Raw genomic sequence first — 22,343 nt, forward strand, 5'->3', positions numbered from 1 at the left:
TTGCACGCTGTAAAAATAGTGACATGAAAAAAATTCTTATCGTATTTGGAACAAGGCCAGAAGCCATTAAAATGGCTCCACTTGTCCAAGAATTTCTCAAAAATGCGCAGCATTTTGATACTAAAGTTTGTGTAACAGCACAACATAGAGAAATGTTAGATCAAGTTTTAGACTTCTTCAAGATTGTTCCCGACTACGATTTAGACCTTATGAAACCAGGTCAGAATTTATATTCCTTAACTGCAGATATAATCATGGGAATGAAAACCGTCCTGGACGATTTTAATCCTGATTTTGTTTTTGTTCACGGAGATACTTCTACGACTATGGCAACAAGTATTGCTGCATTTTACAACCAGTCTAAAGTATGTCACATAGAGGCTGGATTACGTACCAATGATAAGTGGTCGCCATTTCCAGAAGAAATAAATAGACAGGTCACTGGTAGAATAAGTGATTTTCACTTTGCACCTACAACTACTTCTAGAGAAAACTTACTTAAAGAAAACGTGCCAGAAAGTTCTATAATCGTGACAGGTAATACTGTTATAGATGCATTACTTGATAGTGTTAAAAAAGTAGAGGAGAAGCCTACAACTTTTGTTAATGAAATGACAGAGATTTTAGGTGATCATAAAATGATTCTAGTTACAGGACACCGTAGAGAGAATCATGGGCAAGGATTTGAAAATATTTGCCAGGCTTTAAAGGAAATTGCGATAGCACGACCAGATTTTAAAATAGTTTACCCAGTACATTTAAATCCTAAAGTGCAGGAACCAGTGAATCGCATTCTTAAAGATGTAGATAACATTATTCTTATAGATCCACTTGCATATCAAGATTTTATATGGATGATGAGTCGCAGTACTATTATTATCACAGACAGTGGTGGAGTACAAGAGGAAGCTCCAAGTTTAGGAAAACCTGTTCTCGTTATGCGTGATACCACAGAAAGACCCGAAGCAGTAGAAGCTGGAACAGTAATTCTAGTAGGAACAGATAAAGATAAAATCGTTCAAGAAACACTAGATTTAATAAGCAATAAAGAAAGATTTGATAAAATGAGTGAGTTGCATAATCCTTATGGAGATGGAGAAGCTTGCGCACGCATTGTTAATACTATAAAGAATATATAATGAGTCACCAACCAGAAGTTGTAATGATAGGACTAGGCTACATAGGTCTGCCTACAGCCGCATTAATCGCGTCAAATGATGTTCATGTTCACGGTGTAGATATTAATCAAAAAGTGGTAGATACCATTAACGCTGGTAAAATCCATATCGTTGAACCTTCTTTAGATCAGGCCGTTGCAAGTGCTGTTGAGAAAGGTTACTTAAAAGCGTCCACAACAGCTGTAGAGGCAAATAATTATCTTATCGTTGTTCCTACACCATTTAAGGATAAAAATGAGCCAGATATTTCATTTGTTGAAGCCGCTACAAAAGGAGTATTACCATTACTTAAAAAAGGTGATCTATACATTATAGAATCCACATCTCCAGTAGGAACTACTGAGAAGATGATGAATCTTATTTTTACAGAACGGCCAGAATTAAAAGGTCAAATCTATATCGCATACTGCCCAGAGCGTGTGCTTCCTGGAAACGTCATGCATGAGCTAGTTCATAATGACCGAGTTATAGGTGGAGTAGACGAGGCAAGTACTCAAAAAGCTCTAGCATTTTATTCTCAATATGTAAAAGGTGATTTGCACGCCACTAATGCACGTACTGCAGAGATGTGTAAGCTAGTAGAGAATTCATCAAGAGATGTACAGATAGCATTTGCTAATGAATTATCGCTTATCTGTGATAAGGCCGATATTAATGTATGGGACTTGATAAACCTTGCAAATAAACATCCACGAGTTACAATTCTTCAACCTGGTTGTGGAGTAGGTGGACACTGTATTGCAGTTGATCCTTATTTTATCACCGCAGACTTCCCTATGGAATCTCAAATCATAGGTAAAGCTCGAGAAATTAATAACTATAAATCATTCTGGTGTGCAGAGAAAGTAAAGACTGCAAAACTTGATTTCCAATTAAAACACGGCCGCAAACCGAGTATCGCGATTATGGGTCTTGCTTTTAAACCTAACATTGATGATTTAAGAGAATCTCCAGCAAAATATATCGCTCAAAAGGTGCTGCAAGACGCACAGGATGAACAGTATTACATTGTAGAGCCTAATATTGAAGATCATAATGTGTTCAAATTAACTGATTATAAAACCGCTTTCGCGAAAGCGGATATAGTAGTTTACCTAGTTGCACATAATGAATTTAAAACCTTACCTAAAGATTCTGATAAATTAGTATTGGACTTTTGTGGGGTACAGAATTAGTTAAAGCTAATTAGATAGCAAAAAGTTGTGATTAAATTAGATAAGAAATTAGTACAAAACTTTGGCTATCTCACCATAGATCAAATTGTAAACCTTGCGTTACCGTTAGTTACATATTATTACCTAATTAATCTATTAGGTAAAACTTATTATGGTAAAGCCATACTCGCGGTGGTAATTGTAGAGTATTTTGCAGTTTTAGTGAATTTTGGCTTCAACTTATCTGGAGTACAGAGTATTTCTAAAAACAGAGAGGATACCAATAAAATAAGGAAGATATTAAGTGGTATCTATTACGTTAAATTCTTATTGATGCTCGTATCTGCGATAGCATACTTTTTAATTGTTTACTTTGCTTTTCGAGAAAATTTTGAATTGTATGCTTACACGTTTACCATTTGTATAGGGGCTTTTTTAAACATGTTATTTTTCTTTCAAGGTATGGAAGACATGAAATACATTACTATAATTAATACTATAATTAGAGTTCTGTTTACAGTCTTAATCTTCTTTTCTATTACAGAAATAGAACATTATATTTATGTTCCTTTATTTAACGGATTAGGCCAAATTGTTGCAGGACTCATAAGTCTTTTTGTACTATTCAAATGGTTTGATTTTAGGTTTGTGAAACAGACTTATATCGAGCTTGTCACAATATTTAATGAAGGTTTAGTGTATTTTTCTACTAGGATTGCAGCTGTATTGAATGAGAAATCTGTCAGATTATTAATAGGAATTGTTTTAGGAGACGAGCAAATAGCCGTTTATGACCTTGCTGAAAAAATAATTAAGCCTTTGAAATCTCCATTTATGATATTGAGTCAAACCATATATCCTCGAGTGGCTCAAAATAATGATTTTTCTGTTTTACGTAAAACCATAACCTTAACTGTTTTGATTGCATTAGTGATGATTGCAGTACTTTGGTTTGTGGCTCCTTGGATTATTTTAACAATAGCAAATGAAAGCCTCATGGAGGCTAAGTATATCATTTATATATTATCAGTCACGTTGTTGTTTGATGGAGTCTCATATCAGTTAGGAGCACCAGGATTACTAGTATTAGGAAAAGTAAAAATATTTAACGCTGGGATAATTGCAAAGGTGGCACTCCTCTTTATCCTATGTCTTGTATTATATTTGTCAGCTGGAATAGAATCAATAATGTATTTTGCTGTTATAGCAGCTGTGATCAGTCTATTTGATATGGTATATAGACTTTATTACTCTAGAAAATTTAAAATCATATAAAATGAGTTCAAATAAAATTAAGCATGGTTTGTACGACTATGATGAGAGTTACAATTTTGGAGATGACGTTCAGAGCTTAGCTGCAAAACAGTATTTACCTAATGTAGATGTATGGGTTGATAGAGATCATCCTTATAGAGTTAAAGATGAAGGTGAAGTAAAGTTAGTTATGAATGGCTGGTACATGGCAATTCCAGAAAATTTTCCGCCGCCAGAAAATATTAAGCCTTTATTTGTAGCCATGCATATTAACTCTTCCATTAAAGATCGTATGATACGACCAGAGGTAATAGCGTATTTTAAAAAGCATGAGCCTATAGGTTGTAGAGATAAATATACTCAAAGACTCTTAGAGGCAGAAGGTGTGGACGCTTATTTTTCTTCCTGTTTAACCTTAACACTAGATAAAAAATATCATAGTGAAGAAACTACTGAAGAAATCATTTTTGTTGATGCTCTCTACAGGTTAGGAATGCGTCGAGGCTTAGTTCAGATCTATAAAAACCCTTTAAGAATCTTTGATCTCTTTACAGGTAAAATAGATTTATTTGAACGCAAGCATATTATGCAAGATTTGTTTCCTAAAGAGGTTTTAGATAATGCAACGTTTGTAGAGCAAAATATGCAAGGAACTACTAAACAAGAGCGTAAAGATAAAGCTGAAGAAATGTTACACAAGTATGCTAAAGCAAAGCTTGTAGTAACTTCCAGAATTCACGCTGCTTTACCTTGCTTAGCACTAGGAACACCGGTATTATTTCTAGATGGTGGTTTTGAAAAGTCGTTAGATAATTCACGTTTTGAAGGTATTTTGGACTGGATGAATATCTATAAAGCAAAACCGAGTAAAGTTAATATTTTTAAAGGTCTTCTTAATTTAATCACTGGATCTAAACATACTAATCCTATGAATTTTGACTTCAAGAATCCACCTAAAAATGCAGAGGCTCATAAACCATATGCTGATAAATTAAAACAAAAAGTAGATCAATTTATTAACGGTTAATTATGAATCCTCAACCAGACATTTTATCAGTTGTCATACCAGTTTATAATGGTGGAGAATATCTAAAAGAAGCTATTGATAGTGTATTAAGTCAAACCTATAAAGAGTTTGAGTTAATCATTTTGAATGATGGTTCCACAGATAATTCTGAAGAGATAATTTTGTCTTATGATGACTCGAGAATTGTTTATGTAAAGCATGAGAATATTGGCTTGTCCAAAACTCTAAATAAAGGAATCCAACTCGCAAAAGGTGTTTACATCGCAAGAATGGATGCTGACGACGTTTGTCTACCAACTAGGTTTGAGAAACAAATAGAATACCTGCTTAAAAATCCTGAAACTGTACTTCTAGGTGGTGGAATTATAAGAATGGATAAAGATGGTAAAGAACTCGCTTATGATATTCCTTATATAGGTTCTAGTGTTATTAAAAAAGTTCTTCTCAATAAGGGAAACGCATTCAAGCATCCAACGGTCATATTTAAAAAGGATGTAGCAATAGAGTTAGGCGGTTATGATGAGGAAATAAATTGTTTTTTTGAGGATTATTATTTGTGGTCTAAAATGGTCAATAGAGGATTAATTGTAAATAATCTCAAAATTCCTGTGTTGAAATATAGAATTACACCAGGTTCTATAATGAGTTCAGGTCATAATGAGGAATTTATTAAAATGACCATAAGAGTTGCAAATACTGAAAAGTTTAGTGATGAAGATATGTCGCTTATTTCTCAGAAAAAAAATGATAATAAAGCCAAAGAAACCGCAGCACTCTATGAACAACGTATGCAGGGAGAAAAAAATTCTACCCGTGCAAGAGTACTTAATAGTATTGCTAGTGTTATAGGAATTAATAATACATTTAAGCTGTTCTCAAATTTGAAATATCTAATTTCGCAAACTAGGTAGTGAACTTATATTAAAGTACTTTAATTAAGCAATGTTCCACTTGAGTTAGATAAAATATGATTAAGGATTTATGGAATACGGTCTTGGTATTTCTAATAGTATTTGGGTTTGCCATTGGATTTACATATAATTCAACGGTTCTCGCATTTATAATAATTGTAGTAACTCGTCCTAGATCCATTAGAAATGTATTTAAACTATTAACCTACAAATATGTTAATACCACTTATATCTATATACTTGGTATTATAGTTTTTAGCTTCTTCATAGCGCTCATTAATCAAACGATGGAACTGAGTATTATTAAATCCTTACTCAATCAATTGTTTATATTCTCAACTATTGTAATCTTCTACGCCTCTTTGGATGAGGAAGATGCCAAAGGAAAAGCTCATAAGTATTTAATTTATGCGTTTGTTCTACAATCTCTAATAATTGTTGGAGCCTATGTCTCAAGTTCGGTTGAAGCATTTGTTAGATCTTTTCAGGATGAACGCACCCAAACGTTAGGGTCAGAAACTTATAGTGGATTTAGAGCTCTTTCGTTATCTGCTGGTCAATTCTTTTGGACTGCAGGAGCTTATACCATGATAATAGTTATAGCTTTTTATGAATTTTTTCTAAAAAGATCTGTAACGTTATTATCTATTGGTGCTTTTCTTTTAATAATAGTAGGTTCCTTTTTTACAGGTAGAACAATATTTTTAGGAATTGCATTTGCACTAATCCTTTTTCTGTCAAAAATTCAAATAAAAAACATTGTTGCTGGTTTGCTTGCAATGGTGTTATTGTTATTCATGTTGTACCTTTTAGTGCCAGATTCATTTTATCAATCCTCTTTAGCTAAATGGTTGCTAGAATTCTATTATAATTATGAGGAATCTGGATCGTTAAGTACTCGTTCCACTGATGCTCTTTTTTATGAAATGTATTTTGTACCTGATTTAAAGACTATTTTAATTGGAGATGGAATGTGGACTGTCCCTAATGGTGATCGTATGTCCTATTACATGAGTACAGATTCGGGTTATATGAGAGTGTTGTTATACTATGGTTTCTTAGGTGTAATTGCTTATTTCGCCTTTGCAAAATTTACTAATTATCATTTCAAGGAAGTAATAAAAAAAGAAAGCATTTATGCAATGCCCTTTCTTCATCTATTGTTTGCTATACAATTATTATTGAATGTTAAAGGGCAATCATTGGGTTATATGACTTCTACTCAAGCTATTCTGTTCTTGTACTTTATTCCTTATATCTTCAAGAAAAAACAATCTTTAATATCAGAAAATGGATAAGTCTATATTGATACTAGGAAAAGTTCCTCCACCTATAGGTGGAGTGACTATTCATGTTCAAAGACTACTTCAAGAACTGGATGAAACGAATCTTAATTATGAATTTAAAGAATTAAACAAAAGTATATTTGTAAAGTCCTTTTCTTATTTTTTTAAGTTTAAGATAATTCATTTGCACACGTCTAGTCAATGGGTACAAGCCTATCTCTCCATTTTAAACTTGCTTCTACCAGCAACCTACGTAGTCACTTTTCACGGAGATCTAGATCGATACAAGAAATTTTATCAAAAACTATTGAATAGAATCACGCTTAAATTTGCTAGCTATCCAGTGGTATTGAATAAATTTAGTTTTAATAAAGCGATAATCGGCAACAAGAATTCAAGATTGTTTTCTTCATTTATTCCACCTTTATTAGAAAAGGAAAAAATTCCAAAGAAATTTGAGTCAGGCATAGAGATGTTGAGAAAAAAGTATGAAGTTCTTTTTTGTACCAATGCTTATAATTTAAGTTTTGATAAAAACGGAATAGAAATCTATGGTATTTATGAGGTTTTAAAATGCTTTGAAGAATTACCTAATGTAGCTTTAGTATTCTCTGATCCTTCAGGTGTTTATAGCAGTAAATTTGCAAATGACAACACAATAATCTCAGAAAATGTATTAATATTAAAAGGGCCTCATTCTTTTTATAAAGTTTTAGATTCTTGTGATGTCTCGATTAGAAATACTACTACTGATGGTGATTCACTTTCAGTTAAAGAATCGTTGTACTTGAATAAGATAACAATGGCAACTCAGGTTGTAAATAGACCTAAAGGGACATATCTTTATAACCGAGGAAAGTTACAGGATCACATCTCAATCGTTGCCAATAAAATAAAATCTACAAAAGAAGTGTTGAACGCTGCTGATAATGTCGAAAATGGTGCTATGCGTTTGATAGAATTATATAAATCAATCATTACATGAAACAAATCATACAATCCTTTAAAACAGGAGAAACGATACTAGAAGAATTGCCTGCACCACAGGTTAAACGTGGACAGGTACTTATTCAAACTACTAAATCTCTTGTTTCACTTGGAACGGAGCGCATGCTTGTAGAATTCGGTAAATCTAATTTGATATCTAAAGCTAGACAGCAACCCGATAAGGTGAAAATGGTGCTTGATAAAATAAAAACCGATGGGTTAATGCCTACTCTAGAAACGGTTTTTAATAAATTAGGAGAACCATTACCTCTAGGCTACTGTAATGTAGGTAAAGTGATAGGAGTAGGAGAAGGCGTTTCAGAATTTAAAGTAGGTGACCGCGTAGCGTCTAATGGTGGTCATGCAGAGTTTGTTTGTATTCCTAAAAATTTAGTCGCTGCTATTCCAGAAAATGTGACTGATGAGCAAGCTGCTTTTACAGTAATAGGAAGTATAGGTCTTCAAGGAATAAGATTATGTGAGCCTACACTTGGAGAAACAATTGTAGTTACAGGTCTAGGACTGATAGGTTTAATGACAGCACAGCTCTTAAAAGCTAATGGATGTAACGTTATAGGAATAGACTTTGATCAATCTAAGTTAGACCTTGCAAAAAAATGGGGAATAACAACTATTAATCCAGCTCAAGGAGAAGATCCTGTAAAAACAGTAATGCAACTCACAGATGGAGTAGGAGCTGATGGTGTTATAATCACTGCCTCTACTAAGTCTAACGATGTTATTTCTCAAGCTGCACAAATGTCTAGACAGCGAGGTAGAATAATACTCGTAGGTGTCATAGGTTTAGATATAAGTAGAGCAGAGTTTTATCAAAAAGAATTAACTTTTCAGGTATCTTGTTCATATGGTCCAGGTCGTTATGATGAAAATTACGAAAACAGAGGTCAGGATTATCCATTACCATTTGTAAGATGGACTGAGAAGCGCAACTTTGAAACCATCCTTAATTCGATCTCAAAAAACTTCATAGAAGTAGATCCTATGATTACAGAGGTCGTGGAACTTAACGATTTTCAAAAAATCTATGGTGAAATAGGTAGTTCTAAATCTATCGCTTCCATCCTTAATTATACTAACGCTACTTATAGCAATACTATAAAAATAGCATCTCATAAAGCAAATTCAAGTAAAGCTGGAATAGCTGTCGTAGGAGCAGGGAATTTTACTAAAATGACCATGCTTCCAGCCATGAAGGACACTCATGCAGACCTGCAATACATCATCAGCTCTGGAGGATTATCTGGAACTACATTGGCAAAAAAGTTTGAAATAGCAAACAGTACGACAGATTTTGATGAAGTACTCAAGGACTCAAACGTTAGTACGGTAATGATCACTACCAGACACAACTTACATGCTCCTATGGTGATTAAATCACTCAAGGCAGGTAAAAACGTTTTTGTAGAAAAGCCACTAGCCTTGAATAATGAGGAATTAAACGATATTATTGAAGTATATAAGGAATCAAACGCTTCTTTAACGGTAGGATTCAATCGTAGATTTTCTCCACATGCCGTTAAAATGAAAGAAGCGATAGGATATGGAGATACACCTATTAATGTAATTGCAACTATGAACGCAGGAGCCATTCCGGCAGATGTTTGGGTTCATGACCTTAAAGTCGGTGGTGGACGTATCATAGGAGAAGCCTGCCACTTTATTGATCTAATTGCATTCTATACAGGAAGCAAAGTAACATCTGTATGTATGAACGCGATGGGTATTAACCCAGAGGAAAACACAGATAACGCAACCTTACTATTGAAATTTGAAAATGGATCCACAGGAGTTATTAATTACTTTGCAAACGGTAGTAAAGCCTATTCAAAGGAACGTGTTGAAATCTATAGTCAGGAACGCACTCTAGTTTTAGACAATTGGAGAAAACTCAAAGCATATGGTTTTAAAGGTTTTAGTGGATTGAAAACTAAAATGGATAAAGGTCATAAGAATCAATTTAAATTAATGGTAGATCACGTTAATAAAGGTGGAGACGCCTTAATTGAGATAGACTCTTTAGTTAATACGACTCGAGCATCATTTGCTGCAATAGAAAGTTTAAAAACTGGAAGCTGGGTAGATGTGGAATAAATTTCTACTTATCATCGACTTTATTAAAAATATGGGCTGGCGTTATGTCGGTTTCCGTATTTGGCACTTATTTCAGGTGAAAACAGGATTGTTTATTAAAAAATTTCCTGCAGCACCAGCACATAAGAGTTTCATCACGTTGCAAGAATGGAAAGATGCTAAGATTCCATTTCTTATAGCCTCTAGAGAAGATATTAAACTGGATAAAAACTTGAATGTAGATTTAGAAGCACGCTTTCGCGAAAGCGTAAACAACAACATCACTTTCTTCAATAGCCAGCAGTTTCAATTAGATAGAGAAACGCAATGGTCTGTTAACCCTACTAACGGATTTCAATATGATAACAGTAAACACTGGTCGCAAATAGCAGATTTATCTAAGGAAGCTGGAGATATCAAATTTATATGGGAAAAGGCGCGTTTTTCTTACATCTACGATATCTTGAGATACGACTACCACAGCGGTCAGGATCAGTCAGTTTATATACTAGGAGAAATTGAAGATTTTATAGATAAGAATCCTATAAATCTAGGTCCACAGTACAAGTGCAGTCAGGAGATAAGTTTGAGAATATTGAACTGGACGTATGCCATTCACTTTTATAAAAACAGTCCAGCTTTAACTGAGTCGCTATTTGAAAAAATAATGAATTCCATTTACTGGCAGTTACATCATGTAAGAAATAATATCCATTTCTCGAGAATCGCCGTGCGCAATAATCATGCGATTACGGAGTCGTTAATGCTATACTTATCAGGTCTATTGTTTCCATTTATTCCCGAAACTAAAAGTTGGAGTAAGGATGGTCTTAAATGGTTTGAGCAAGAGGTCGATTATCAAATCTATGAAGATGGAACCTTTCTACAGTATTCCATGAATTACCATAGAGTAGTAGTACAATTGCTTACTTGGGGAATAAGACTTAATGAATTAAATGGTTTGCGATTCAGTGATAGTATTTATAAAAAAGCACAAGTATCATTAGACTTTTTAGATGCTTGTCTGGATGAGAAATCTGGTACGTTACCCAATTATGGTAGTAATGATGGCGCTCTGTTTTTCAAATTCACAGATCTAGATTATCGTGATTACACGAGCCAGCTAGATGATCTTAGAATGGCGCTTAGTGGTACCGCAGTTTTACCATCTGAGAGTTTTGCCTGGTATGGAATGGAAGATCCTGAATTAGTAACTCGCAACCAGCCAGAAATGGCCCAATTTAAAACTGGTGGCTATTATATCATTAATGAACAGCGTTCAAAAACTTTTATACGCTGCGGTGCGTATCAAGACAGACCTGCACAGGCAGATAATTTACATTTAGATTTGTGGATCGATGGAGAAAATTATTTGTGGGATTGCGGTAGCTATAAGTATAATACTGAGCAAAAATATCTCGATCACTTCATGGGAACTAAAGGTCACAACACGGTAACCATAGACGGGAAAGATCAAATGAAAAAAGGTGGTCGTTTCATATGGTACTATTGGGTAAAAAGGGCAAGTGCCCTCTTAGGTAAACCAGATTACTACAATTTTGAAGGTAAAATAAATGCCTTTAGACATATAGGAACGATAGAGCACGTTAGAAAAGTTCTTAAGAAACCAGGAGTTCATGAATGGACAGTTGATGATTCAGTTACAAGCAAATCAAATAAAAAAATGACGCAGCACTGGAATGTTAATCCGCTCCTTATAGAAAAAGTTACTTTTGTAGCTAGAGACGAGAAGGATAATGTGTTGACTCCTGTCATAGAAAAAAAGTGGTATTCTAGCTATTATGGAATTAAAGAAGAATCTATCGCCGTGTCTTTTACAACTAAAAATAGTGTTATACATACACAAATAAGCATCAAACCATAAATGAGAATTTTACTTATTCATCAATATTTTCTAGAGAAAAACGACGGCGGTGGTTCTCGTTTTAATGAAATGACTAAAGCTTGGACAGCTCAAGGACATGAAGTAACTGTCCTAGCAGGAATGGTTCACTATGCAACGGGAAAAAAAGAAGAAAGATATAAGGGTAAATTCACTTTAAAAGATGAAAACTTCTATAATAAAGTAGATGTAGTGCGCTGCCACGTGTCTGAAAGTTATAACTCTAGTTTTTTAGGTAGATTATGGGCTTACTTTTCTTTTGTATTTAGCAGTGTATATGCAGGTCTTTTTAAAGTAAATGGTAAACATGATGTGATATTAGTAACATCGCCACCTTTATTTGTGGGAATTACTGCTTATATTTTATCTGTTTTTAAGAGATTGCCTTTTGTGTTTGAGGTAAGAGATTTATGGCCAGAAAGTGCTATAGATACTGGAGTTTTAAAAAGTAAACCTATTATCAAATTTGCATATTGGTTTGAAGCTTTTATGTATAAAAAAGCAAAATTGATAAATGTGCTTACTCCAGCATTCCGAACTAAGCTTATTGAAAAAGGAGTTCCAGAGAAGAAAATTCTATTTATACCTAACGCTGCAGACTTCTCTTTAGCCGCAGCTGTAGAAAAAGATTTTAATGCACTTGATTTTAAAAAGTCTATAGGACTAGAGAATAAATTTGTGATAACTTATGTAGGTGCCCATGGAGTAGCAAACCATTTGATTCAATTGCTGGATGCTGCAGAGTTGCTTAAAGATACAAATGTGGTTTTTCAATTAATAGGATCTGGTATGCGCAAAGAATCTCTTATTGAGGAGAAAAATAAACGTGGATTAGATAATGTTATTTTTAGAGATCCAGTGGCCAAAGCTGAAGTATTTAAATATATTCTCGCTTCAAATATGGGTGCTTCGGTACTTAAAAAGGTAGATACTTTTAAAACAATTTATTCAAATAAAACATTTGATTACATGTCCTGTAAAAAACCTACATTGCTTGCTATAGATGGTGTAAGTAGAGAGTTAGTGGAACAAGCAAATTGTGGGATTTATGTGGAACCAGAAAATCCAGAGGCTATTGCTGCGGGAATAAGACAAGCATTAGGGAATCCAGAAATGCTCTTAAAAATGGGACAAAATGGTTACGATCATGCTATAGCAAACTTTGATAGATCAGTACTTGCTTCACGCTATTTAGATTACATGAAAACGGTGTTAAAATAATGTATAGAAATTTATTAAAACCATTACTAGATAGAATAACTGCTTTAATAGCATTTATGATCTTGTTCCCTGTTTTTATAATAGTTCTTCTTTTTCTTGCAATCGCAAATTCTGGATCACCATTCTTTTTTCAAATACGACCAGGAAAATCTGGTCAACTTTTTAAAATCATCAAGTTTAAAACCATGAACGATAAGAAAGATGCTCAAGGTAAATTGCTTAGTGATGAAAAGAGACTTACTAGAATAGGTAGTATAGTGCGTAAAACATCACTTGATGAACTGCCACAATTACTGAATGTTATTAAAGGAGATATGAGTATAGTAGGGCCTAGACCATTACTACCAGCATATTTGGAATTATATTCAAAGGAACAAGCACGACGTCACGAGGTAATTCCTGGTATAACAGGATGGGCACAGGTAAATGGACGTAATGCGATAAGCTGGGAAGAGAAGTTTAAACTTGATGTTTGGTATGTAGATCATCAATCAGTTATACTGGATTTGAAGATTATTTTTAAAACTATTAAAAAAGTATTTGTGTCAGAGGGAATTAGCGCTGCAGGTCAGGCTACTATGACTAGATTTAAAGGAAATTAATTATGGAACAAATAGTAATTGTTGGAGCTGGTGGCTTCGGTAGAGAAGTTAAATTTATAATTGATCGTTTGAATCAGATAAAACCTAGTTACGAGTTATTAGGTTTTTATGATGATAATCCTGAGCTTTCTGGATTAATTAATGGGGTGCCATTTTTAGGAACCGTTGATGATTTATTTGCAGTAAATAATCCTATGAATGTAGTAATGGGAATAGGTATTCCAGCAATAAAGGAATTATTAAATACTAAATTAAAAAGTAATCCTAACCTTAAATTCCCTAGTATTATAGATCCTCTTGCTATTATAGGCAACGATAATGTTGTGATAGGTAATGGTTGTGTAATATGCGCAGGAGTGATAATTACTTGTGATATTGTACTTAAGGATTTTGTTACTTTAAACCTATCCTGTACAGTAGGCCACGATACTCTGATCAATTCTTATGCTTCATTTATGCCTAGTGTAAATATTTCAGGAGAAGTTGTAATACATAAAGCCGTTTATGTTGGAACTGGGGCAAAAATCATTAACCAATTAGAAATAGGCGAAAGCACTATTGTAGGTGCTGGAGCTGTTGTTTCTAAAAGCTTGCCTGCTAAATGTACTGCTGTAGGTATTCCTGCAAAACCTATAAAATTTCATGATTAAAATCACCTTTGATTTTATTATGGGATTATTAATTTTGTTAGTAATTCTTCCATTCCTGATAATCGCTACATTATTTGCAGCTATTTCTACACAATCTTCTGGGATTTTTGTTCAAACTCGCATAGGTCAAAACGGTAATCCTTTTCAAATATTAAAATTACGCACCATGAACAATGGTAAAGTAACAGCAATAGGTAAATGGTTGCGCAAATTTAAAATCGATGAGTTACCTCAACTAATAAACATCATTAAAGGTGATATGTCCTTTGTAGGTCCACGTCCAGATGTACCAGGATACTATGACTTACTTTCTGGCGAAAAGCGCAAAGTACTCCAGTTAAAACCTGGACTTACCAGTCTTGCGGCCATTAAATATAGAAATGAAGAATATTTGCTTGCTCAACAGGAAGATGCTCAAGCCTATAATGATCAAGTATTATTCCCAGATAAAGTAAAAATGAATCTTGAGTATTTAGAAAAGCGTAGCTTTTTTTATGATCTCAAAATCATATTTCAAACCGTTACATCCTTATGGAAGTAAGTATATTTGCAACTTAAATCAATCGCATGTCACAAGATAAAATTTGGCTATCATCACCTCACATGGGTGGAACAGAACAGGACTTTGTAAATGAAGCCTTTGCAACAAACTGGGTGGCTCCATTAGGACCTAACGTTAATGGTTTTGAAGCAGATTTAAAGTCTTATCAAGGTGAGAATAAAGAAGTGGCAGTACTTTCAAGTGGAACAGCAGCTATTCACCTAGCTCTTATTCAAGCAGGCGTAGGTCCAGGCGATGAGGTGATATGTCAGAGTTTTACCTTTTGTGGTAGTGCAAATCCTATTTTATATTTAGGAGCGACGCCTATTCTTGTGGATAGTGAAACACAAACCTGGAACATGTGTCCTAAGGCTTTGATGGAAGCTGTAGAAGATCGTATGGCAAAGGGTAAAAAGCCCAAAGCTATTCTTGCCGTGCATCTTTATGGTATGCCTTATAAGGTGGATGAGATTCACGCTTTCGCGAAAGCGAAAAACATACCTGTCATAGAAGACAGTGCCGAGGCGCTAGGTAGCACGTACAAAGGAGTGAAATGCGGAAACTTTGGAGATTACGGAATCTTAAGTTTTAACGGTAACAAAATTATTACTACTAGTGGTGGTGGTGCTATGGTATGTCCTAGCCAAGAGATTAAAAATAAAACGGTATTCCTTGCAACTCAAGCCAGAGATAATGCTCCACATTATCAACATAGTGAAGTAGGTTATAATTACCGCATGAGTAATATAAGTGCAGGAATAGGCCGTGGTCAAATGCAGGTACTCGACAAGCATATCGCTCTAAGAAGAGGAATGAACGCCTTTTATCAAAATCTTTTTAAAGATATAGATGGAGTAGAAGTACAGGTAGAAAAAACTGATGACTATTATTCTAATCACTGGCTCAGTGCTATTCTAGTTGAACCATCTCAAACTGGAGGAATTACTAGAGAAGACATTAGGTTAGCTCTTGAAAAAGATAACATAGAATCCAGACCATTATGGAAACCTATGCACATGCAGCCGCTTTACAAAGATTTCCCATATTATGGAAATGGAGTATGTGAAGAATTATTTGAAAAAGGACTTTGCTTACCATCAGGTTCAAACCTCACAGATGCTGACCGCGAGCGAATTAAAGATTCTATCGCTTCTTTATTTTCTTAAGACTATCTTATCTTTGTAGTCCTAATTTTATTAATACTAGGATTATGAAAAGAATATACTTTTTTTTGCTGCTATTCATACCAGCAATTGCTTTATCTCAATCTTTTAGAACTGTTACACTAACAGGAAATACTACTGATTTTACAAATAAGGAAAGTTATAACTCATCTGAATTACCTACTATTACTTATAGTGTAGCTTATGATGAGACAAATCTATATTTGAGTGTCGTGAATACGGCTGGTAATTTTGGCACTAGCGATAGTTTTAATATTTTCATAGACACAGATCCTGATGGTGATTCCACTGGTAGTAATGTAGGGACTAATTTTGCAAACGTAACTCCTACATTACCGTTTAATGCAAATTATGCCATAAGACTGGAAGAGAATTATAATGAACGACGTGAGTGGAATGGAACAGATTGGAACACAATTACACAATTTTTTACTGCACAAACGGGTTCAAATCATAGACAATTTGTTCTTGCCAAAGCAGATATAGGAAATCCAGAAATGATACGTTTTACGATGTGGATGGGTTACAATGGAGGAACCTTTGCTGAGGTTCCTGCAGACCGATCGCCTAATAACGATAACAATCCTGTTTTCACAGAATATTTTGGGTCTGTAGATATCAATCGTGCAGGATCTAATCCTTCTAAAGTTACTAATACAAATGCTACTTATGCCACCTATAGCTCAGGAACTATTCCTGCAGGTACCTATTCGAGACTGGAAGTTACAGGATTCCCTACTACCACAGGACCTATAGTTATTGCCCCTGGAGGTACTCTTGCCATTACTGGAATATCTATTTCAAACTTTGGCTCAAATGATTTGACCTTTGGGAATTGGGCAGGAATAAGCGTAGATGTTAACGCACCTACCACTATAAACACTTCTGGAAAATTACTGTTTGAAAATGGAGGAATCTCCAGAACTAATAATGCGACAAGTGGAGCTTCACTTACTATTAATCCAAATGTGGAAGTCACAGGTGATTTTTACGCAAATAGACCATTGATAACGAGTTCTATTAAGTTTTCAGGAAATGGTTTTAATAAATTACCTCTTCGTTTTTTAGCAAATTCAGTTTTAATATATAACAGTAATGCCATGACTACTACAGGTCCAGAATGGGGCACTGATTCTATAGTTTCTTTACCTGGAACACCAGACCATGTTGTCATAGATCAACCAGTACTAGCATTAAACAGTGATAAATTTCTTAGCGGTTATTTAAAAATAGACAGCGGTAATTTAAATCTCAACGGTTATGACTTAAAATTAAGATCAAATACTTCACGTTCTGCTGTAATAGGACCATTAGGTCCTACAGCTTCCATCACCGGTAATACAGTTGTTTCAAATAAATTGATTCCTGCACGTAATGATGGAAATAGAGCATTTAGATTTCTAGCTAGTCCAGTAAATGGACAAACCATTTATGAATCATTGCAATCTAATGGTTCAACATTTCTCGCGCAAGGAACTCAAATAACTGGTGGTGATGCTTCATTAGGTTTTGATCAATCAGGTTCAAATAATCCTAGTATGTTTAAATATTTAAACAATCCAGTAACTGGAAGCCCTAGATGGGAAGCAGTTGCAAATACAAATGCAACTAACTTTGAAATAGGACTTCCTTTAAGAACATTTATAAGAGGAGATCGCTCTAGAGACTTGTTTTCTAACACTCAAGCAGCAAATAATACAACACTGTCTGCTACAGGAAGTGTGGTAACAGGAGATGTAACTTATGATTCTAGCTCAACAGTTAATAAACTCAACGATGCGGCAAATGCTTTTAACATGATAGCAAATCCATATGCTGCTTATGTAGACATGTCTCAAGTACTTGCTCAAAGTACTGACGTGAATCCTAATTTCTACTATGTTTGGGATCCGACGGTAAACTCTCGTGGAGCATATGTAACCGTAACCTTAAGTAGCGATCCAGTAATGAATGGTGAGAATAACGTAACAGGAAGTGATGCAGACCAATTTATGGAGCCTTGGCAAAGCTCATTTGTACAAAACAATTCAACAGTAACCACTGGTGCCTCAGTGTTTTTTACAGAAAATACTAAAACACTCGAGACTACTAGAACAAATGTATTCCATCACCCTAACAATATAGATCGCCTTAATTTAACACTTAAAGATAATTCAGGTAACGTGATCGACGGTACTCGAGTTGATTTTGACGCAGCTTATGCAGATAGCATTGACTCTATGGACGCTATAAAACTTTCTAATCTGGATGAAAGCCTTTCTTTCACTACAGCAGGAGCTCAATACAGCCTGTTGCGTAATGCTATGCCTTCAAACGGCATGCTACTGCCAGTGCATCTTACCACATACAGACAGACTAACTACAGCTTTGATTTTATTAAAAATGGACTTGCTTTATATCATATTAAATTGATTGATAACTATCTGAATATAGAGCATGACACTAATCTCGGATCATACGCATTCACTGTAGATGCTTCAATCCCAGTAAGCATGAGTGCAGATCGTTTTATGATTATGTTTGATAATACTACCTTAGGTGTTGATGATACCGCTTTCGCGAAAGCGATTTCCATATACCCTAATCCAGTCCTTAATGAAAATTGGAATGTTTATAATCCTTTGGGAGAAACTTTTGAAATCGCTATTTATAATATGTTAGGGCAGGAAATTGCTTCACGTATAACCAGTAGCGAAATAGAAATTGATATGCCAAAATTGAATTCAGGCTCTTACCTGGTAAGTATTTCAAACGGAAAAGAATCGATTACTAAAAAACTGTTAGTTAAATAATAGTTTTAAAGTTAAGTACTTTTTTAATCCAGTATTCTACTCAAGAGTACTGGATTTTATATTTAATACTAGCTTAATATAACTATAACAATTTTAACTATTTAAAAGGACTATTTTTGTAATTCTAAAAAATAAGAAATGAAAAAAATATTACTAGTTTTATTAAGTTTTGCAGCATTTACGGCAAATGCTCAAACAGTTTTAAATGTTGGAGATATTGCTATAACGGCTTATGACACTCCATCTGATGGTTTCTCATTTGTGACTTTAGTTGATATAGATTCAGGAACTGAAATATATTTTACAGATGAAGAAGCTGATAACGATTTTACAATTTCCTTAAACGAAGGTCATATCTTATATACTGCGTCTACTGCAGTAACTGCTGGGACTGTAATATCTTATAATGATAATGGTAGTGACTTTTCTGTTGCTAGTGCATCTTTTGCTCCTGGTAATGCTGGAGATGGATTAATTGCATATCAAGGACCTTCAGTTGGTCAGGTTGATCGATATCTGTTTGCGGTAGGAGAGGATAGTGGCGATATTGGTACTATTCCTGGAGGCTTTACGGCGATTGTTCTTTTCGGAAATGATGATGGAGAATATTCCGGAACTAGGATGGATAATAAATCTAATTTATTTACAGCCATATCTAATGTGTCAAACTGGACAACTAATGGTTCGGGAATAACACCTCTTGATTTGACAACTTTTGTAGTGTCGACTGGTGGTAATCCTGCACCTACAATTTCGGCTATTATCCAAAGTCCAGACCAAACAGTACTATCAACAGACACTGTTGATGTAATAGCGACTATAACTGATAGTGATGGAATTGCGAGCGTTATCTTACAATATGGTTTTTCTTCTGGCGTATTAACTGAGACACCTATAACGATGTCAAATTCAGGTAATGATTATAGTGCTACAATTCCTGCGCAAAGTGATGGTACAACCGTATATTATCAAATAGTTGCTACAGATAGTAATGCTATGCCAGCTGCTGCAACTACGGCAGAATTTTCCTATACTGTTATGGATCCTATTCCTGCGCCTACCTTAATCATTACGGAAGTTGCTGACCCAAGTGATAACGCCAATGCTAGGTTTGTAGAAATTTATAATAATGGAACAACAGCAATTGACTTTTCTACTACCCAAGTTTTTCTAGCTCGATTTGCAAATTCAAATACTACTTCTCAGAACGAGCAACTTGCTGGTGTTTTGAATCCTGGTTCTTATTACGTTATTGCTGGAAATGGAACTAACTTTACTAATGCTTATGGATTTGCTCCAGACGCAATTAGTGGAGCAGTAAGTGGGAATGGAGATGATACCTATGCATTATACGCAGGTACTCCAGGATCTGGAACTCTTTTTGATATTTATGGTGAAATAGGGACAGATGGTAGTGGAGAAGCATGGGAATATGAAGATAGTAGAGCCGTTAGGAATACAACATTTGATGTTCCTTCTGATACTTGGGTAGCAGTTAATTGGTCTATTTCTCAAGCAGACGTGGCTGATATGACACCTGGGAACCCAGAACCTGTTAATTATGTATATGAAAATGGCACATGGTCACCAAGTGATCCAGTAGGTAATTCATTTGTTACTGATGATATCTTCATTAATAATGGTTCAATTGCCATAACAGGATCTTTATCTGCTAGAAATGTAACAATAGCATTAGGCGCAAGTTTAAATTTAGGAATGAATACTTTAAGCATTACTAAGAATATTGTAAATGATGGAGTATTGATAGGAGGTGATGCAACGATAAGCTTCATTGGGAACTCAGAGCAAGTGATTGCTGGTAATGAGTTTGATTTAGAAAATATATTAGTTGATAACACAAATGGGATTGATTTACAAGCATTGTTAAATTTGGAAGGTATTTTAACACTTAATACTGGAGACTTTACAACCAATGAAAATATCACATTTAAAAGTTCAAATGGAAAAACTGCGGTTGTAGGACCAGTAGTTAATGGAGATCTAGTAGGTAACGTCACTATAGAGCAATTCTATCCTGCGCAAAGAGCCTTTAGATTTGTGAGTTCATCAGTTGATATGGCTGGAACTATTTTTGATAACTGGCAACAAGGTGGTTTGAATCCAGGGGATGCTGGTTATGAAGCTGGAGAAGGAACTCACATTACGGGTGGGACATCTGGAGGATTCGACACAACGATAACTAATAATCCGTCCATTTTTGGTTTTAGTAATGATGACGCTCAAGCTTGGACTACATTGTCAGCTACTAATGATCCAGTAGCTAGTTTACAAGCAGGAGAACCTTATAGACTCTTCATAAGAGGAGATCGTTCTATCGATATGACGATTGTAGATACGCCTAATGATACTAAGTTAGTCACTAAAGGAACATTAAGATTAACCGATGCTACACAGACGTTTGATAGTTCTTTATCGACAGGTGAATTTGTGTTTGTAGGTAATCCTTACCAATCTAAAGTAAGTATTCAGGCTATGATGGATGACACGGACTTGATGAATCCTGGAACAGAGGATATCAATCCTAATTTTATGTATGTTTGGAATCCTCAAGCAGGAACTCGTGGAGCATATAGAGCCTATGATTTTGCTACATCTTCAAGTACGCCAACAGACACAGAGGTGACAGGTAATTTACAACCAGGACAGTCTATGTTTCTTCAAATAGCTGATGATGCAGACATGGATGCTCCTAGTGTAACTTTTAAAGAGTCTTTCAAAGTAACCGGATCTAATGTTACAGCTACTTATAGTTTACCTCAAGCTACCTTGTCCCTTGATTTATTCAATACTGGATCAATAGCACTTGACGGTTTTAAAGTGAATTTTGATTCAAATGCAAACGATGCTATTGATGGGTTTGATCTTATTAAGCTCGATAATTTAGATGAGAGTATTTCGATCCTCAATGGAAGCGATAAATTGGTAATTGAAAATCGTTTATTGCCAAGTGATGGTACTATAATACCAATGAATATTAGTAACATGAAAACTGGTCAATATGATTTTGTTGTTGCTTTATCGGGTTTAAACAGTCTTAACTCATATTTATATGATGCATTTACAGGTCAATATCATCTGATTAATAACAACAGTCAAACTACTGTTAGCCTTTCATTTGATGATTCTATGACAAGTAGTATTGCAGGCGACAGACTTTCAATAATCTTTTCACAAACTACCTTGAGTAATGAAACTGAGTTATTTGAAAATAATATTTCAATTTACCCTAACCCTTCAAATAGTGGTCATGTGAGAATAGAAGGTTTAGAAGCAAATCTGCCAACGACCGTAGAATTACGTAATTTATCAGGACAATTATTATTACGTCGATATTATGATTCTAATGCAAGAGATGTAATTTTAACAGGTCTAGATAAATTAAATATGGGTGTATATTTGTTGAGAGTTCAACAAGTAGAGAAAGTTTCAGTTGAAAAAATAATATTAAATTAGTTGGTGGAATCCTTTCAGAATTATATTTTGAATTCACACGTAAATTGATAATAAAAAAAAGGGTAATGGTGGCATTACCCTTTTTTAA

16 protein-coding genes are annotated in these 22,343 nt (G+C 34.7%); all 16 read left to right on the forward strand.

Going from position 1 to position 22,343, the window contains the following annotated elements; genetic code table 11:
- Positions 1–23: 23 nt before the first annotated feature.
- The 16 genes from wecB (at position 24) to ACSHWW_RS09135 (ending at position 22,255) form a co-directional block, all read left to right on the forward strand.
- The gene (gene wecB, locus ACSHWW_RS09060; RefSeq protein ID WP_435682124.1) at positions 24–1,139 is read left to right on the forward strand and encodes a non-hydrolyzing UDP-N-acetylglucosamine 2-epimerase; all 1,116 of its coding nucleotides are present in this window, start codon (positions 24–26) and stop codon (positions 1,137–1,139) included.
- A complete protein-coding gene (wecC, locus tag ACSHWW_RS09065) occupies positions 1,139–2,353 on the forward strand; it encodes a UDP-N-acetyl-D-mannosamine dehydrogenase (RefSeq protein WP_435682125.1) in 1,215 nt (404 codons plus the stop codon). The genes wecB and wecC overlap by 1 nt, the downstream gene beginning before the upstream one ends.
- Before the next feature lie 27 nt (positions 2,354–2,380).
- On the forward strand, positions 2,381–3,607 hold the full coding sequence (locus ACSHWW_RS09070; RefSeq protein WP_435682126.1) for an oligosaccharide flippase family protein: 1,227 nt from the start codon (positions 2,381–2,383) through the stop codon (positions 3,605–3,607).
- 1 nt (position 3,608) lies between these two features.
- A complete protein-coding gene (locus ACSHWW_RS09075) occupies positions 3,609–4,613 on the forward strand; it encodes a polysaccharide pyruvyl transferase family protein (protein WP_435682127.1) in 1,005 nt (334 codons plus the stop codon).
- A 2-nt stretch (positions 4,614–4,615) separates the two neighbouring features.
- Positions 4,616–5,524, forward strand: coding sequence for a glycosyltransferase (locus tag ACSHWW_RS09080; protein ID WP_435682128.1), 909 nt, complete (start codon positions 4,616–4,618; stop codon positions 5,522–5,524).
- A 287-nt stretch (positions 5,525–5,811) separates the two neighbouring features.
- Positions 5,812–6,822 (forward strand): hypothetical protein, encoded by a 1,011-nt coding sequence (locus ACSHWW_RS09085; protein ID WP_435682129.1) that lies wholly within the window; start codon positions 5,812–5,814, stop codon positions 6,820–6,822.
- Positions 6,815–7,795 carry a hypothetical protein gene (locus tag ACSHWW_RS09090; RefSeq protein ID WP_435682130.1) on the forward strand — a complete coding sequence of 327 codons (981 nt, stop codon included), beginning with the start codon at positions 6,815–6,817 and terminating at the stop codon, positions 7,793–7,795. Before ACSHWW_RS09085 ends, ACSHWW_RS09090 begins: the two co-directional genes overlap by 8 nt.
- Positions 7,792–9,909 carry a bi-domain-containing oxidoreductase gene (locus tag ACSHWW_RS09095; protein WP_435682131.1) on the forward strand — a complete coding sequence of 706 codons (2,118 nt, stop codon included), beginning with the start codon at positions 7,792–7,794 and terminating at the stop codon, positions 9,907–9,909. Before ACSHWW_RS09090 ends, ACSHWW_RS09095 begins: the two co-directional genes overlap by 4 nt.
- Entirely contained in the window at positions 9,899–11,773 is a 1,875-nt protein-coding gene (locus tag ACSHWW_RS09100) for an alginate lyase family protein (RefSeq protein WP_435682132.1), read from the forward strand. Before ACSHWW_RS09095 ends, ACSHWW_RS09100 begins: the two co-directional genes overlap by 11 nt.
- Positions 11,774–13,012 (forward strand): glycosyltransferase family 4 protein, encoded by a 1,239-nt coding sequence (locus ACSHWW_RS09105; RefSeq protein ID WP_435682133.1) that lies wholly within the window; start codon positions 11,774–11,776, stop codon positions 13,010–13,012.
- Positions 13,012–13,614, forward strand: coding sequence for a sugar transferase (locus tag ACSHWW_RS09110; protein ID WP_435682134.1), 603 nt, complete (start codon positions 13,012–13,014; stop codon positions 13,612–13,614). Before ACSHWW_RS09105 ends, ACSHWW_RS09110 begins: the two co-directional genes overlap by 1 nt.
- Positions 13,615–13,616: 2 nt before the next feature.
- Entirely contained in the window at positions 13,617–14,264 is a 648-nt protein-coding gene (locus ACSHWW_RS09115; RefSeq protein WP_435682135.1) for an acetyltransferase, read from the forward strand.
- On the forward strand, positions 14,257–14,805 hold the full coding sequence (locus tag ACSHWW_RS09120) for a sugar transferase (protein WP_435682136.1): 549 nt from the start codon (positions 14,257–14,259) through the stop codon (positions 14,803–14,805). The genes ACSHWW_RS09115 and ACSHWW_RS09120 overlap by 8 nt, the downstream gene beginning before the upstream one ends.
- A 26-nt stretch (positions 14,806–14,831) precedes the next feature.
- Positions 14,832–15,971: a DegT/DnrJ/EryC1/StrS family aminotransferase gene (locus ACSHWW_RS09125; protein ID WP_435682137.1), complete on the forward strand. Its 1,140-nt coding sequence runs from the start codon at positions 14,832–14,834 to the stop codon at positions 15,969–15,971.
- Positions 15,972–16,015: 44 nt separating this feature from the next.
- Complete coding sequence (locus tag ACSHWW_RS09130) at positions 16,016–18,781, forward strand: T9SS type A sorting domain-containing protein (protein ID WP_435682138.1); 2,766 nt, start codon at positions 16,016–16,018, stop codon at positions 18,779–18,781.
- A gap of 138 nt (positions 18,782–18,919) precedes the next feature.
- Positions 18,920–22,255 (forward strand): lamin tail domain-containing protein, encoded by a 3,336-nt coding sequence (locus tag ACSHWW_RS09135; RefSeq protein WP_435682139.1) that lies wholly within the window; start codon positions 18,920–18,922, stop codon positions 22,253–22,255.
- The last annotated feature ends 88 nt before the right edge of the window (positions 22,256–22,343 follow it).

This window comes from Nonlabens sp. (assembly GCF_051251825.1).
In the GTDB taxonomy this organism is placed as follows: Bacteria; Bacteroidota; Bacteroidia; order Flavobacteriales; family Flavobacteriaceae; genus Nonlabens.

Coding starts and splice junctions, on each gene's coding strand:
- ACSHWW_RS09125 (WP_435682137.1), top strand. CDS start 14,832: ATGTCACAAGATAAAATTTGGCTATCATCACCTCACATGGGTGGAACA.
- wecC (WP_435682125.1), top strand. CDS start 1,139: ATGAGTCACCAACCAGAAGTTGTAATGATAGGACTAGGCTACATAGGT.
- ACSHWW_RS09095 (WP_435682131.1), top strand. CDS start 7,792: ATGAAACAAATCATACAATCCTTTAAAACAGGAGAAACGATACTAGAA.
- ACSHWW_RS09090 (WP_435682130.1), top strand. CDS start 6,815: ATGGATAAGTCTATATTGATACTAGGAAAAGTTCCTCCACCTATAGGT.
- ACSHWW_RS09135 (WP_435682139.1), top strand. CDS start 18,920: ATGAAAAAAATATTACTAGTTTTATTAAGTTTTGCAGCATTTACGGCA.
- ACSHWW_RS09105 (WP_435682133.1), top strand. CDS start 11,774: ATGAGAATTTTACTTATTCATCAATATTTTCTAGAGAAAAACGACGGC.
- wecB (WP_435682124.1), top strand. CDS start 24: ATGAAAAAAATTCTTATCGTATTTGGAACAAGGCCAGAAGCCATTAAA.
- ACSHWW_RS09130 (WP_435682138.1), top strand. CDS start 16,016: ATGAAAAGAATATACTTTTTTTTGCTGCTATTCATACCAGCAATTGCT.
- ACSHWW_RS09075 (WP_435682127.1), top strand. CDS start 3,609: ATGAGTTCAAATAAAATTAAGCATGGTTTGTACGACTATGATGAGAGT.
- ACSHWW_RS09110 (WP_435682134.1), top strand. CDS start 13,012: ATGTATAGAAATTTATTAAAACCATTACTAGATAGAATAACTGCTTTA.
- ACSHWW_RS09100 (WP_435682132.1), top strand. CDS start 9,899: ATGTGGAATAAATTTCTACTTATCATCGACTTTATTAAAAATATGGGC.
- ACSHWW_RS09080 (WP_435682128.1), top strand. CDS start 4,616: ATGAATCCTCAACCAGACATTTTATCAGTTGTCATACCAGTTTATAAT.
- ACSHWW_RS09115 (WP_435682135.1), top strand. CDS start 13,617: ATGGAACAAATAGTAATTGTTGGAGCTGGTGGCTTCGGTAGAGAAGTT.
- ACSHWW_RS09120 (WP_435682136.1), top strand. CDS start 14,257: ATGATTAAAATCACCTTTGATTTTATTATGGGATTATTAATTTTGTTA.
- ACSHWW_RS09085 (WP_435682129.1), top strand. CDS start 5,812: ATGGAACTGAGTATTATTAAATCCTTACTCAATCAATTGTTTATATTC.